The organism is Nocardia higoensis, assembly GCF_015477835.1.
In the GTDB taxonomy this organism is placed as follows: Bacteria; Actinomycetota; Actinomycetes; order Mycobacteriales; family Mycobacteriaceae; genus Nocardia; species Nocardia higoensis_A.
This window is the reverse complement of the sequence record NZ_JADLQN010000002.1, coordinates 42,725-55,258: the sequence shown is the minus strand read 5'-3', so window position 1 is coordinate 55,258 and position 12,534 is coordinate 42,725. Positions and strand designations below refer to the sequence as shown.

Genomic DNA, 12,534 nt, shown 5'->3' with positions numbered 1-12,534 from the left:
ATGTCAACGTTGTAGACCTACGTCAGCGACCAGGTCAGGAGCCACCGTGGTGAAGATGCCCGCCGAGCGAAGCCGCCGACGCACGGGCGTGGATCGACCGGGCGAGGCCCCGGTGACCAGGGATGCCGTCCTGGCCGCGGCATTGGCGATCATCGACCGCGACGGCATCGACGGGCTGTCCATGCGACGGCTGGCAGAGGCGGTCCGCCGGGACCCGATGGTGATCTACCGGCACCTGCCGAACAAGGCGGCGGTACTCGACGGCGTCGCCGAGATCGTCTTCGCGCGCCTGCGGGTCGACCCCTCGGACCCGGATTGGGCAGGACAGCTCAGGACGGTCGCCCGCGCCTTCCGGCGACTGGCGCTCGAGCACCCCCACGCGGTCCCACTGCTGGTGACGCGACCGTTGGCCACCCCCCTCGGCCTGCGCCCCCACGCGGTGGTGCGGCCGCTGGAAGACATTCTCGCGTTGCTCACCCGCGCGGGATTCTCCGGAGTCGATGCGCTGCACATCTACCGCGCCGTCTTCGGATTCCTCTACGGCCACGTGCTCAACGAACTGCAGGAGGTCGTCGAACGCCCGGAGGAGACCGACGACGTGCTGCGTCTGGGCTTGTACCGGCTGCCGATCGGCGAGTTCCCGCTGGTGCGCGGTCTGGCTCCGGTGCTGGCCGCCTACGACGGGGCAGCCGAGCTGGAACGCGGGCTCGACATCCTGCTCGCCGGCCTCGAAGGACCAGCGGGCGCCGATCGCTGACCGATCGGCCGACCGCGCACACGCCGCCGGTTTCCCGGTCCCCCAAGAGTCTCTCGTACGTTGGCCTACAGTTCAGCTCTACACTGTAGACAACCGGCGGCCGTAGCTTCTACGCTGGGATTATCGGGTGACGAATACCGCCTGCCGGGTTGTGCTCGTACCGATACTCACACACGGCGGTTCGTTTCGAAACGAGGCGTGGAACGAGGGTCGGAGCGCATGGCAATCACCGAAGTCGCGGCATATGCCCATCTGAGTGACCAGGACATCGAAGCCCTCGGCGCGGAATTGGATCGCATCCGCGCCGAGGTGACCGCGAGCCGGGGCAGCCGGGACGCGCGCTACATCCACCGCACGATCGCTTTCCAGCGCTGCCTCGAAGTGGCCTCCCGGCTGACCGTCGGCCTCACCCGCACGCGTGCGGGCTGGGCGGCGGGTACGGCCATGCTCGCGCTGGCCAAGAGCGTGGAGAACATGGAGATCGGCCACAATGTCGGGCACGGCCAGTGGGACTGGATGAACGATCCGGAGATCCACTCCACCACGTGGGAATGGGACATGGTCGGCGCCTCCGCGCAATGGCGCTATTCGCACAACTATCGCCATCACGTCTTCACCAATGTGGTGGGCATGGACGACGATGTCGGCTTCGGCGTGCTGCGGGTGACCCGCGACCAACCGTGGCGCCCCGAGCATCTGATCCAGCCGCTGCGCAATATCGTGCTCGCGCTGTTCTTCGAATGGGGCATCGCGCTGCACGGCCTGTATTCCGAGCGCGAACGTGCCGGCAGCGCCCCCGGCAAGGCCCGTCAGACCCGGGCGCTCCTCGCCAAGATCGCCCGCCAGGCGGGCAAGGACTATCTGCTGTTCCCGGCCGCGAGCGGACGGCGGTGGCGGCGCACCCTGACGGCCGACATCTGCGCGAACCTCGCCCGCAACGTGTGGGCCTATGTGGTGATCTTCTGCGGCCATTTCCCGGACGGGGCCGAGAAATTCGCGCCGTCGGTGCTCGAACAGGAGACGCGAGGGGAATGGTATCTGCGCCAACTGCTCGGCTCCGCGAATTTCCGGGCGGGCCCCGTCCTGGCATTTCTCAGCGGACATCTCAGTCACCAGATCGAGCACCACCTGTTCCCCGATCTGCCCAGCAACCGCTATCCGGAGATCGCGATCGAGGTGCGGGCACTGTGCGCCCGCTACGACCTGCCCTACACCACGGGGTCATTGCTCCGGCAGTATCTGCTGACGCTGCGCACCATTCACAAGCTGGCGCTGCCGGACGAGCTGCTGATCGCCACCTGCGACGACGCACCCGAAACCGCCTCGGAGAGGAAATTCCCGCCCCGCGACGTGGTCGGCTCGGCGGATGGGCCGCGTTCCCCCGGCCGCACCGGACTGCTCACCGCGATGCGGCGGTGAGCAGCCGATTCGCCGGGTCCGCGATCAGTGCCCGGCCTGATCGCTCAGTGACAGCCCTTCCCTCGCCTTGACCCGGCGATGCTCGAGCAGGATCCAGGTCGCGCCGCCGAGCAGGCCGACCGCGCACACCACCGCCCCGATGATCACCCACCCGGCGAATCCGTAGGCGGCTGCGGTCAAGGTCAGCCCGAGCGCGACGATGCCCAGCGCGAACATGACGATGCCGGGGATGTTGTAGCTGTCTTCGATCCCCTCGCCCGCATGGCTGCGCGTGGTGCGCGCATGATCCGGGAAGCCCTCGTCACCGGCGGGAATGGAGGCCCGGTTGGGATCGTTTGTCGCTCCGAGATCTGACATGGCGCTCTCCTTCGAACTGTTCAGCCCTACCTCCGGTCTTGACGGTTTCGTACCGGGTAAACCGTGCCGGGGGCGGAAACTCGTCACAACAGGAGCGGTGCTCACCCAGGCGATCGCTACTGCCGAGCTGAGCATGACGCTCCCGAGTCGTTCGGAGATGCGACACTGCCGGTCATCGCTGCCCCAGGTCAGCAAGGTCGGCACGCCGCTCGGTGCCCGCCGCCGGGACGGGACGGGCTCCGGGGAAGTCCCCACTCAAAAGAACTGGGCGAGCTCGCCGAGCAGTGCCGTCTTCGGGCGGGCTCCCGCGATCTGCATCACCGGTTTCCCCTGCGAGAACAGGATCATGGTCGGCGTGGACATGATCCTGAACTGCTGCCGCAGCGTCGGGTTCGACTCGATGTCTACCGCGGCCACAGTGAGTCTGCCGGTATTCTCGGCCGCGACCTCCTCGAGGATGGACGCCAGCATCTTGCAAGGGCCGCACCACGGTGCCCAGAAATCGACGAGGACGGGCTCGGGGCTGCGGAGCACGACCTCATCGAAGGACGCATCGGTGACGGTGATGGTAAGCACAGGACAATCCTTTCGGGCAGCTGTCTACTGATGAGCGGCAGACGCGGTGGGAGCCCGGTTCGGGCTAGGACTCGGGTCGCGGACGATCGCGCCCGGGCACTGTCTCTGCCAGCGGGTCATGGGAGTTCGACTTCGCCGGCCAGCCAGCGTCCGTCGACGTTCTCCATGGTCATGACGATGCGACTGCGATCGATCCGTGGTTGCGGATTCTGGGTGTTGCGCACGGATTGGTCCACGAAGAGCAGCACCTCGACCCTGTCGGGGGTAGCCGACTGTATTCCCGACGCCACGACGGTGCCGGTCGCCGAGGCGTTGTTGTCCACCAAGAGCTGTCTGAGCATTTCGCTCGACTCGGCATAGGTGTCCTTGAAGTCACCGGTCGCCCCGTCGAGCACGGCCTCGAAGTTCTCGTCGAGGTCACCGGAATCCACGGTCGTCAGCGTCACCGCATAGTCGCGCGCGGTGGCTTCGGCGGCTTCCGACGCCGCTTGCAGCCGATCGCGTTCGTTCAGCTGCCAGCTGTAGAACCCGGCGAGGGCGAACGAGCCCAGCATCAAAGCGCCCATCGCGGCCGCGATCATCGTGCCCCGCCGGACGGCCAGTGCGAACTTCAGCCTGCGCTTCGTCTCCCGCTCATGCGGTGCTTCGTGCTCCTTCGGCACTGCTTCGTCGGTCGTCTCCGGTTCCGTTTCGGCTGTGCCCTTCTCCGGTCTCGTTTCGGCGATCGGTGTCATCACTACTCCTTGTCGTCGGCCTCGTCGGCCTCATCGCGGCGGTGTAACCGGCAACTCCGGTCCGCCACGTGGCGTCGGCACTGTGTTCGGCCCGACCGGCGTCGGGTCCGCGCGCTGCAACGGGTCCACTCCCGGCGGCGGTCGCGATGTATCGTCTTCCGGCGGCCGGGGGGCGTTGGCGGCACCACGCACGAGTCCCCCTGGGGGAATGTCTTGGCAATACGTCCACAGGTATGGCTCAGGGAAGCTGGGTTCCGAGGGCACCCCCCGCGGCACCCCGTAATCACAGCTGAATTTCGGGTACGGATCTCCGAGCGCCCAGACACCACCGTCATGGATCATCGACGTGACCGCTTCGAGCATCGAGCCACGGTCGTTCGGGAACAACGCCTCGAGTGCCGGTACCCGCAGGTAGGAAAGTTGCGCGATGGTCGTCAGGTTGCCGAGCAACTGCACCATCGTGGGCGAATTGTCGGCGATCATGGTGTCCAGCGCGGCCATCGTGCCGGGGCCGCTGTCCAGCAGTTGCCGGAATCCACCGTCCATGGCGGATACGCCGCCGAGTACGCTGCTCAGATTCCGCGCGATCCCCGGTAATCCCGGACCGATGATGCTCGGAGTACCGAGAATCACCTTGCTGTTGCGCACCACGGAAACCGTCTGTGGCAGGACCGAATCCACGGTCGATATCAGGAATATCCCGCCGTCGAGAATGTCCGCGAGTTTCCGGCCGCCCGCGGCGCTCAGTGTCAGTTCCGACAGCATGGCCTGAACCTTGCCGACGTCGATCTGCCGGGATGTTCCATGGAGGTCTTCGAGCAACTCGGCCAACCCGATCGGGGTTTCGGTCCGCGCCGGCCCGATCTCGCTGCCATCGGTGAGATACGGGCCCGCAGCTGAGGACGGCCGGAAATCCAGGTACTGCTCACCGGCTGCGGACAACCCGGCGACGCGTACCTGCGAATCCGCGGGGATCCGGATGTCACCGTCGATCGATACCGTGGCCACCACATGATCGCCGGGGATACCTATCGATACCACGCGCCCAATCCGGATACCGCGATAGGTGGCGTCCTGTCCGACCAGCAATCCGCCGGATTCGGCGAGATGCACCTTGATCTCGATGGCCGAGCGGAATGGGTTCAGCCGCAACGCGCCGAGGAGAAGATACCCGAGGCCGATCACGAGAATCAGCAGCAATGCGACGGCCGAACCCATTGCGCGCCGTCGACGCACGAGACGTACCGCGGTGAGTGCTCCGCGCGCCGCCGCTTCCAGCGATCGGTGTTCCGCGCCGGCCGCACTCATCGGCCGGGCCCCAGCACGCGGTCCCGCAAACGCGCGAGCACGTAGGCCAGGCTGCCCACGAATGCGGTGAAGTCGGTGGCGTCGGGAAGGTGCAGTCCGGGGTCCGCCTTGTTGTTCGGATCGCTCACCGCACCCAACGCGATTCGCTGGATGTCGACGGCGGCGTGCACGGCCGGCCCATTGGTCATTTTCAGGAATGGGGCGATGATCTGGTTGATCGCGTCGAGACTGGTCCCCGGGTCGACCGACACATCGTTGAACGCGGCCGCCAGCCGGTTGAGGTCGGCGATCATTCCCCGGGTGTCGGCGCCCTGGATCGATGGGAATCTGCCGACTTGCGCCGCGATTCGATCCGCGCCGGATGCCAGGTCCGTCCATTGCCGCGTGTCCGCCGCGAGTGTGGCGAGTGCCGGGCCGGCAGCGGCGAGAGTATCGTCGATGCTCGTCTGCTGGGCGTTCAGGGCGCCGGTCAGCTGTGCGGTCTGGTTCACGGCATCGCGTATTTCCGACGATCGTGCCGCCAAAGTGGATACCAATCGAGTCGTGTCCTCGAGTAATCGGGCGAGGTTGTGTCCTCGGCCGCCGACCGCGGCGCCGAGCCCGTTGGTGACCTCGGTCAGGTTGCGCATCACTCCACCATTGACCAGTAGCGCCGCTGTGGTGAGGATCTCTTCCACTGTCGCGGCGGCAGAGGTCGACTCGAGGGGAATCCGATCTCCGTCCCGCAATAGCGGGGAAGGCGCCCTGGGGTGCGCGGGTGGAGTCAGCGCGACGAACACATCCCCGAGCGGGGTGGCCGAACGCAACTCCACTGTGCTCCCCACGGGCAGCGCGACCCCACCCTGGATCCGCAGTTCGACGAGCGCGACATAGTCACGCACCGCCATCGACTCGACCTGCCCGACATCGGCTCCGGCCAGCTTCACCTTCGCTCGAGCGGGCAGGTTCAGTGCGTTCGTGAAGGACGCGGTGATGGTGTAGCTGTCACCGCCGATGCCCGGCGTCGGCAGCGGAAGGCTGTTCAAACTCACCGCGCAGCCTGCTGTGGCGACGGTGACGGCAGCCAGCACGGCCGCGCATCCCACCCGCGTGGACCGATACATGCTCATTTCGGGAGCCCCGTCATCGCTTCGAGCATGCTGACGACTCCGAAATCGGGCCCGTAGTCCTGAAGGGTTCCGGTGGCACAGCCCAGGTTGCGTAGTCCCAGCAGGTTGCACACTTCCTTGGCCAGCTGGCCATCGACGATCATTCTGTCGACCAAGGCGTGCACCCGCAGTGCCCGATTGTTCGGATCGACCGCGTTGTAGACGTTGTCCAAGGTCAACGGCAGCACATCGAATACCTCGGCGACGTTGCGACGGAAGTCGACCACGGCATCGGTAATGGTCGTGGTGTTGGTGACGACGTCCCTGATGTTCTCCCTGTTCTGCTCGATCAGGCTCGTGGCCTGCAGCAGCAGCGCGTTGAGCTGGGCCCCGGTATGGCCCGTGCCCAGTTCCTCATCCGCGAGCATGTCGGTGAGCTGCCCCAACTTCCCGCCGAATTCACGGATCGTCGCGTCGTTCGCCGCGGCTGCCGCGGTCAGCGTTTCCAAACTGGTCACGATCGTGGTGATCTGCTCCTCGGTTTCCGCGCCGCCATCCTGGCTGAGACGTAACGCGCGGGACAGCTCGCTGAGCGCAGTCCGCACGTTTTGCCCCTGCCCCGCTGTGATCGCGGACGCGACGTCGAGCAGGTCCGCCACCGGCCCTGCGCCGGTGCCGTCGCCCGCGAGTTCGAGGGCGAGCCGGTCGGCCGTGGCGAGCAGGCTGTCGACATCGACCGGTGTCCGAGTACGGTCCAGGCCGAGGTGGTCACCGTCCCGGAGTATCGGACCCTCGCCCCGGTACGGCGGTGTGAATTCGACATGCCGGTCGGTCAGCACCGATGTGGAGACCGTCACAGCCATCGCGTCGGCGGGCACTGCGATCGACTTGTCCACCGTCAACGTCACATGTACTGACTCGCCGTTGGGCTCGATCACTTCGACAGTGCCCACCGGCATACCCAGTATCGCCACCGAATTCCCGACGAACAGACCGGCCGCGTCGTCGAATTCGGCAGTGATGGTGATGCTGCCGCTGCCGGAAAAGCCCGGCACGGAACCGGCCAGGCACCCAGCGGCGAAACCCGTGGTCACCAGGAGGACGGAAAGCTTCAGCAGTCGCGGGATGGTCATCGGCAGTCCTTCAGGTACTCGGCCAGCTTCGATTGGCTGGCCCGCCCGCTGAGCGCGCACATCCAGGAGTCGATGAACGGCCCGGCGGGCACCATCGCATCCAGAGCGTTCTCGCTGCCGAAGCCGTTGGCGAGGTTGCGCACGGTGACCGGGGCGATCTGCAGAATGTTGCGGAACAACTCGTCATGTGTGGACAACAGCTGGGTCACGGCGCGCAGATCGGTCAGCAGGACATCGAGGCTGCCTCGATCCGCAACGACGATCCGGTGCAACTGGTCGATCAGGGTGGTCGTCGAATCGAGCAGATTCTGGATGGCTTGGCGTCGTCCGGCCAGCTCGGCGAGCAAGACGGCAGCATGGCTCATCAGCGTGCCCAGCGATGCCCGCTGGTCGGACAACACCCGGGTGATCTCCCTGGTGCTCGCCAACAGCGAGCCGATCTGGTCACGGCGGTCGGCGATGAGGGTGGACAGCGTGTGAATGTTGGCGACCGCCTGCGGCATCAACGCCGGCAGGCCCTCCAACTGCGTGGCCAGCGTCGTCAATGTCCGGTCCAGTCCATCGGCGTCCACAGCGGCGAAGGTCCCGGTCGCATCCTCCAGGGTGTCCTGGAGGTCGTAGGGCACCGATGTATCAGCCAGCCGGATGGTGCGGTCCGGAATCTCACCGGAACCAGCGGGGCGCAGCTCCACATAACGCGAACCGAGCAGCGTGGTCAGTTTGATCGACGCCTCGGTGTCGGCGCCCAGCGGCGTGCCGGTGTCGATGCTCATCGCAACAAGCACATGGTCACCGGCCAGCCGAGTCGATTCCACTTTCCCGACTGTGACCCCCGCCAATGACACCTTGTCGCCCGGCGCGAGTTCCGCTATCTGAGTGAACTCGGCCCAGTATCTGGTCTTACCGACCTCCAGTGATCCCACGATGAGGGTGCCGACGACGACGGCGATGAGCACCGCAATCGAGACAACGCCCAGCCACAGCTTGCTGTACTCGTCGAGTGGGCGGTGGAGAACCACTGTGATCCGCCTGCGCATTCGCTCGTTCACCTCCTCACCTGCACGCGGCCGAATGTTCGGGAACACCGCTGGGGGTCGCCGCTCCGACGATCGTCGGCACCAGCGGACTCAGCCCCGGCAGAAAGCTCAGCGTGGCGTCGCAGAAATAGAAGTTGACGTAGCTGCCTTCCCCGAACGACCGGGCCAGTCCCTTCAGCATCAGCGGCAGGTTCGCACCGAGATATGCGATGCCGTTCTCGTTCTCCAGCAGCCCGCGCAGAAATCCGGGCTCCCGCACCACAAGCTGTTCGAGGTCGGTTTCCACGTCGGTGAAAACCGCCGAGGTCCGAGCGGCCACGTCGGCGATGCCGTCAACCGACCGCAGCAGCGGGTCGCGCCGGGCCGCCAGATCGGACACGATCTCACGCGCCCGGTCGATCATGGCCTGTGTGTTTCCGCTCTGCTGGGCTAGACTCGTGACGACGGCGTCCATGCCGGTGATGACCGCGCCGAGCACCGCGTCATCACCCGCGACTGCCGCCGCCAGTTCCGATGTATGCGATATCAGTTGCGTCACCGAAACAACATCACCTTGCAGCGCGAGCACCAACGCATTCGCGATGCTGTTGAGCTTTTCCGGGTCGAGGGTGGAGAACAATGGTTCGAAGCCGTTCAGCAGCGCCGAGATATCGAAGGACGGCTCGGTGTGCTCGACCGGTATCCGATCGCCGTCTGCCAGTATCTCGGGACCACCGAAGTCGTCGAGTGACAAGCCGAGGTAGCGCTGCCCGATGATGTTCTGATATTTCACAGCGGCTTTCGTATTGCCGGTCAGGGTATGCGCGGCCTCCACTCGAAAAGTGACCTCGGCGAGTGTGCCGCTCAGCCCCACCGCGTCGACCCGGCCGACGCGGATGCCCGCCAGGCGTACATCGTCACCGGGCCGCAGCCCTGAAATATCCGTGAACAGCGCCGAATACGTTTTCGTCGATCCGCCGACATTGCGTTGCAGTGTCGCGAACACCATCCAGGTCATCACGACCGATACCACCAGGAAGATGGTCAGTCCGAGCCCCGCTCTGTTCCCCCTCATCGATCGCCCTCCTCGAGGTCTGGTGAGATGCCGACCGTGGAGCCGCGCACCAAGGGTCCGAGCAGGACCTGCGCGGCCGCACCCAGGTCACCGCCGAGAATGCGGCCCACTATCTCCCGCTCCTGCGCACTGCCGACCGGGCCGACATTGCCACCGACCAAGGAGTCCGGGATGTGGAAGTTCTTCGGGTCGAGCCCTTCCGGAAGCTGTTGCGGCCCAGCGGAGATCGGTGCGGTAGCGCAGCTGGTGCCGACGAGCTCCCCGTAGCGGGGGCAGTCCTCGCGGGTATATGGGGTCGTCGGGCTCAGCGAGACGATCACCTTGATCATGACCATGTTCTTCTCGGGATCCCACGCCTCGTTCACCGCGGTATCCGACAACCGGCGGAAGCGGGTGAAGATCGGCACGAACTGATCGGCGTTGTCGGAGAGGACTCCCACCACCGGCGTGAGATCGGTGGTGATGGCGATCAGCTTGCCGGTGTTGTTGTCCATCGCCGTGCCGATGGTGTTCAGGGTGCGAAGGCCGGCGGACAGGAAAGCCGTCAATTCTGTTTCCTTCTCCGCCACGGTCCGTAGTGGTACGGCCGCTTCGTGCACGGCGTCGAGCAGATCGGGGGTCGCAATTCGCAGGCTTTCCAAGGTCGCGATGAGGCTCGTGAATGTGGAGGTCTGTCCTGGCACAGGTGTCATCATCGAATCGAGCTCGCCGACGATGCGGTCGAGCTGTTCTCCGGCCCGTACCAGTTGCGTCCCCCGCTGCTCGGTGGCCTCGACGATGGCGGCCAGCAGGCCCAGCCGGTTGCCCGGCTCCACTTCTCCCAGCGCGGAGAGGATCTCGCGTGCCTTGTTCAGAGCGGTCTGGAACTCGATGGTCTCCAGACTGCGGTCTTCGGGGATCTCCGCGCCTTCCGCGAGCGGCGCTCCGTCTCCGTTGTCGATCAACTGCACCGAAGACACTCCGAACACGTTGCTCGGCACCACCCGGGCGGTTACCGAGTCATCGAGCGACGCCGCGTATCTCGGGTCCAGGTCGAGACGCACATAATGCGGGGAGCCGTCACGTGACGGCTCTATCGATCGGACGCTGCCGACGATCACGCCCAGATACTTCACGTCCGATCGCGTGGGCAGACCATCACCGATATCGCCGAGGACAGCCGTCACCTGGACCTTCGCGTCGAAGTCGCCGTCCGATTCCATGACCATCAGCGCGATGACCACGAAGCTCACCAGCGAGAAGACGATGCCACGGAGCAACAATCGCCGTTCGGTCGGCCCTCGGCCGTCGAGATCGAATGTCGACATCGCTCAACCACCAAACCTGGCACCGGCGTCGAACCCCCAGAAGGCCATGGTCAACAGCATGTTGACGATGAGCATCACCGTGATACTGGCGCGCATCGCGCGACCCGCGGCGATCCCCACGCCCTGGGGTCCACCGGCGGCATAGAAGCCGTAGTAGCACTGAATGGTGGTGGCGATCACTACAAAGACCACAGCTTTGACTACGGAATAGACGATATCCGCCGGCGCGAGCGCCAGACCGAAATAGTGCGAGTAGGTACCTGCCGCCCCTCCCCCAGCGAACAGCACGACGAGCTTCACTGTCAGGAAATTCATCGCCAGGCACATGACGTACAGCGGCAACACCGTGATCGCCGCCGCGACGAGGCGCGTGGTGACCAGATAGGGAATCGGCCGGATGGCGAGCGCCTCCATGGCGTCGATCTCCTCGGAGATCCGCATGGCGCCCAACTGGGCGGTGAACCTGCAGCCCGCTTGGGCGGCGAAGGCCAGCGCAGCCATCACCGGCGCGAGTTCCCGAGTCGACACGATCGATGAGATCATCCCGGTTGCCGGTCCCATGCCCAGCAGGTCCAGCGCGTTGTACGCCTCGATACCGACGATCGCTCCCGCGGAGGCGCCGAGCACGACGATGACACCGGCGGTTCCCCCGCCCACCACTATCGACCCGTTGCCCCAGGTGATGTCGCTCTGGATTCGTACGAGCTCTCGTCGATAGTGTTCCAGCATCGCCGGAATCGCGGCCACCGCGCGTGCGAAAAACGAAACCGTGTGCCCGATGCGGATCACCGGGCGAAGAGAAGCGGCGGCGGCCCTCACCCATGGCCGGGTGACCGGGGGATAGTAGCGAGTCGCCATATCAGAATCCGTATCGTGGGAAGAGCAGGATATACATCTGGGTCAGCAGCACGTTCACGATCATCAACAGCAGAATCGAAGCCACCACCGACGCATTCACCGCATTCGCCACCCCACCCGGCCCTCCTCGAGTGTCGAGCCCTTTATGACAGCCGACGATTGCCACGATCGCTCCGAATACCGTCGCCTTGATCAGGCACAAGACCATGTCACCGACTGTCGCGAAGGAGGCGAAGGTCGCGACGAAACTTCCCGGTGTCCCGTCCTGCACGAAGACGTTGAACACATAGCCGGCCAAGAATCCGATGAAGCAGGTGAGCCCGGTCAGCGCGACGCCGACGAGCATGGCGGCCGCAAGTCGTGGAACCACCAAGCGGCGAATCACCGAGACGCCCATGACTTCCATGGCGTCGAGCTCGTCGCGAATCTTGCGTGACCCCAGATCAGCACAGATCGCCGACCCGACCGCCGCGGCCATCAGGGTCGCGGCCACCAGCGGCGCGCCCTGCCGGATGACCGCCAATCCGCTCGCAGCGCCGGCCAGTGATGTGGCACCCACCTGCCCGGCGATCAGCCCGAACTGTATCGAGAGTGTCACGGCGATCGGCACGGTCACGAAGAGCGTCGGAAGTACCGCGGTACCGGCCATGAAGGCGGACTGGCGAACGAATTCGGTGAAGGGGAATCTGCGCGTCACGATATCCACGAACAGGAATCTGAACGCTGCCACGCCCAAGGCGAATTGACCGCCAGTCGTTTCCAGCGCGGCGATCGGGTGCCGTCGCAGGTAACCGCGACTCCAGTCGGTGATCTGGCCGAGGGCGGGCTGCTCCTGTCCCGGCGACGAAGACCCATCCGGGCACGGATCGGCCGCGTGGCTGCGTCGATACTCGGAAGCCATGGCTG

Annotated in this window: 13 protein-coding genes; 2 read left to right on the top strand and 11 right to left on the bottom strand. The window is 65.4% G+C overall.

Translation table 11 applies throughout. The features are described 5' to 3' along the window. The first annotated feature begins 46 nt into the window (after nt 1-46). Nucleotides 47-757, top strand: a complete 711-nt coding sequence (locus tag IU449_RS14345) for a TetR/AcrR family transcriptional regulator C-terminal domain-containing protein (RefSeq protein ID WP_416382167.1) — start codon at nt 47-49, stop codon at nt 755-757. Nucleotides 758-976: 219 nt separating this feature from the next. Beyond that, nucleotides 977-2,176, top strand: a complete 1,200-nt coding sequence (locus IU449_RS14340; protein WP_195002625.1) for a fatty acid desaturase family protein — start codon at nt 977-979, stop codon at nt 2,174-2,176. 24 nt (nt 2,177-2,200) lie between these two features. Here the strand turns inward: IU449_RS14340 and IU449_RS14335 are convergent, their stop codons facing one another. The 11 genes from IU449_RS14335 to IU449_RS14285 form a co-directional block, all read right to left on the bottom strand. Further along, the gene (locus tag IU449_RS14335; RefSeq protein WP_228804707.1) at nt 2,201-2,533 is read right to left on the bottom strand and encodes a hypothetical protein; all 333 of its coding nucleotides are present in this window, start codon (nt 2,531-2,533) and stop codon (nt 2,201-2,203) included. A gap of 255 nt (nt 2,534-2,788) precedes the next feature. After that, nucleotides 2,789-3,109, bottom strand: coding sequence for a thioredoxin (gene trxA / locus IU449_RS14330; RefSeq protein WP_195002624.1), 321 nt, complete (start codon nt 3,107-3,109; stop codon nt 2,789-2,791). A 116-nt stretch (nt 3,110-3,225) separates the two neighbouring features. After that, entirely contained in the window at nt 3,226-3,843 is a 618-nt protein-coding gene (locus IU449_RS14325) for a hypothetical protein (RefSeq protein ID WP_195002623.1), read from the bottom strand. A gap of 30 nt (nt 3,844-3,873) precedes the next feature. After that, nucleotides 3,874-5,061, bottom strand: coding sequence for an MlaD family protein (locus IU449_RS14320; RefSeq protein ID WP_228804705.1), 1,188 nt, complete (start codon nt 5,059-5,061; stop codon nt 3,874-3,876). Between the two features lie 86 nt (nt 5,062-5,147). After that, a complete protein-coding gene (locus tag IU449_RS14315) occupies nt 5,148-6,260 on the bottom strand; it encodes an MCE family protein (protein ID WP_228804703.1) in 1,113 nt (370 codons plus the stop codon). After that, nucleotides 6,257-7,372 carry an MCE family protein gene (locus tag IU449_RS14310; RefSeq protein ID WP_195003188.1) on the bottom strand — a complete coding sequence of 372 codons (1,116 nt, stop codon included), beginning with the start codon at nt 7,370-7,372 and terminating at the stop codon, nt 6,257-6,259. Before IU449_RS14310 ends, IU449_RS14315 begins: the two co-directional genes overlap by 4 nt. Continuing rightward, nucleotides 7,369-8,421: an MCE family protein gene (locus IU449_RS14305; protein ID WP_324188250.1), complete on the bottom strand. Its 1,053-nt coding sequence runs from the start codon at nt 8,419-8,421 to the stop codon at nt 7,369-7,371. The genes IU449_RS14310 and IU449_RS14305 overlap by 4 nt, the downstream gene beginning before the upstream one ends. Before the next feature lie 4 nt (nt 8,422-8,425). Beyond that, nucleotides 8,426-9,463: an MlaD family protein gene (locus tag IU449_RS14300; protein ID WP_195002621.1), complete on the bottom strand. Its 1,038-nt coding sequence runs from the start codon at nt 9,461-9,463 to the stop codon at nt 8,426-8,428. Beyond that, nucleotides 9,460-10,770 carry an MlaD family protein gene (locus IU449_RS14295; RefSeq protein ID WP_195002620.1) on the bottom strand — a complete coding sequence of 437 codons (1,311 nt, stop codon included), beginning with the start codon at nt 10,768-10,770 and terminating at the stop codon, nt 9,460-9,462. Before IU449_RS14295 ends, IU449_RS14300 begins: the two co-directional genes overlap by 4 nt. Nucleotides 10,771-10,773: 3 nt before the next feature. Further along, complete coding sequence (locus IU449_RS14290; RefSeq protein WP_195002619.1) at nt 10,774-11,628, bottom strand: ABC transporter permease; 855 nt, start codon at nt 11,626-11,628, stop codon at nt 10,774-10,776. 1 nt (nt 11,629) lies between these two features. Next, entirely contained in the window at nt 11,630-12,529 is a 900-nt protein-coding gene (locus IU449_RS14285; protein ID WP_195002618.1) for an MlaE family ABC transporter permease, read from the bottom strand. Nucleotides 12,530-12,534 lie beyond the last annotated feature (5 nt).

Excerpts from the sequence above, each read along its gene's own strand:
- IU449_RS14315 (WP_228804703.1), bottom strand. The coding sequence starts at position 6,260 with ATGAGCATGTATCGGTCCACGCGGGTGGGATGCGCGGCCGTGCTGGCT.
- IU449_RS14310 (WP_195003188.1), bottom strand. The coding sequence starts at position 7,372 with ATGACCATCCCGCGACTGCTGAAGCTTTCCGTCCTCCTGGTGACCACG.
- IU449_RS14340 (WP_195002625.1), top strand. The coding sequence starts at position 977 with ATGGCAATCACCGAAGTCGCGGCATATGCCCATCTGAGTGACCAGGAC.
- IU449_RS14285 (WP_195002618.1), bottom strand. The coding sequence starts at position 12,529 with ATGGCTTCCGAGTATCGACGCAGCCACGCGGCCGATCCGTGCCCGGAT.
- IU449_RS14335 (WP_228804707.1), bottom strand. The coding sequence starts at position 2,533 with ATGTCAGATCTCGGAGCGACAAACGATCCCAACCGGGCCTCCATTCCC.
- IU449_RS14325 (WP_195002623.1), bottom strand. The coding sequence starts at position 3,843 with ATGACACCGATCGCCGAAACGAGACCGGAGAAGGGCACAGCCGAAACG.
- IU449_RS14290 (WP_195002619.1), bottom strand. The coding sequence starts at position 11,628 with ATGGCGACTCGCTACTATCCCCCGGTCACCCGGCCATGGGTGAGGGCC.
- IU449_RS14295 (WP_195002620.1), bottom strand. The coding sequence starts at position 10,770 with ATGTCGACATTCGATCTCGACGGCCGAGGGCCGACCGAACGGCGATTG.
- IU449_RS14300 (WP_195002621.1), bottom strand. The coding sequence starts at position 9,463 with ATGAGGGGGAACAGAGCGGGGCTCGGACTGACCATCTTCCTGGTGGTA.
- IU449_RS14320 (WP_228804705.1), bottom strand. The coding sequence starts at position 5,061 with ATGGGTTCGGCCGTCGCATTGCTGCTGATTCTCGTGATCGGCCTCGGG.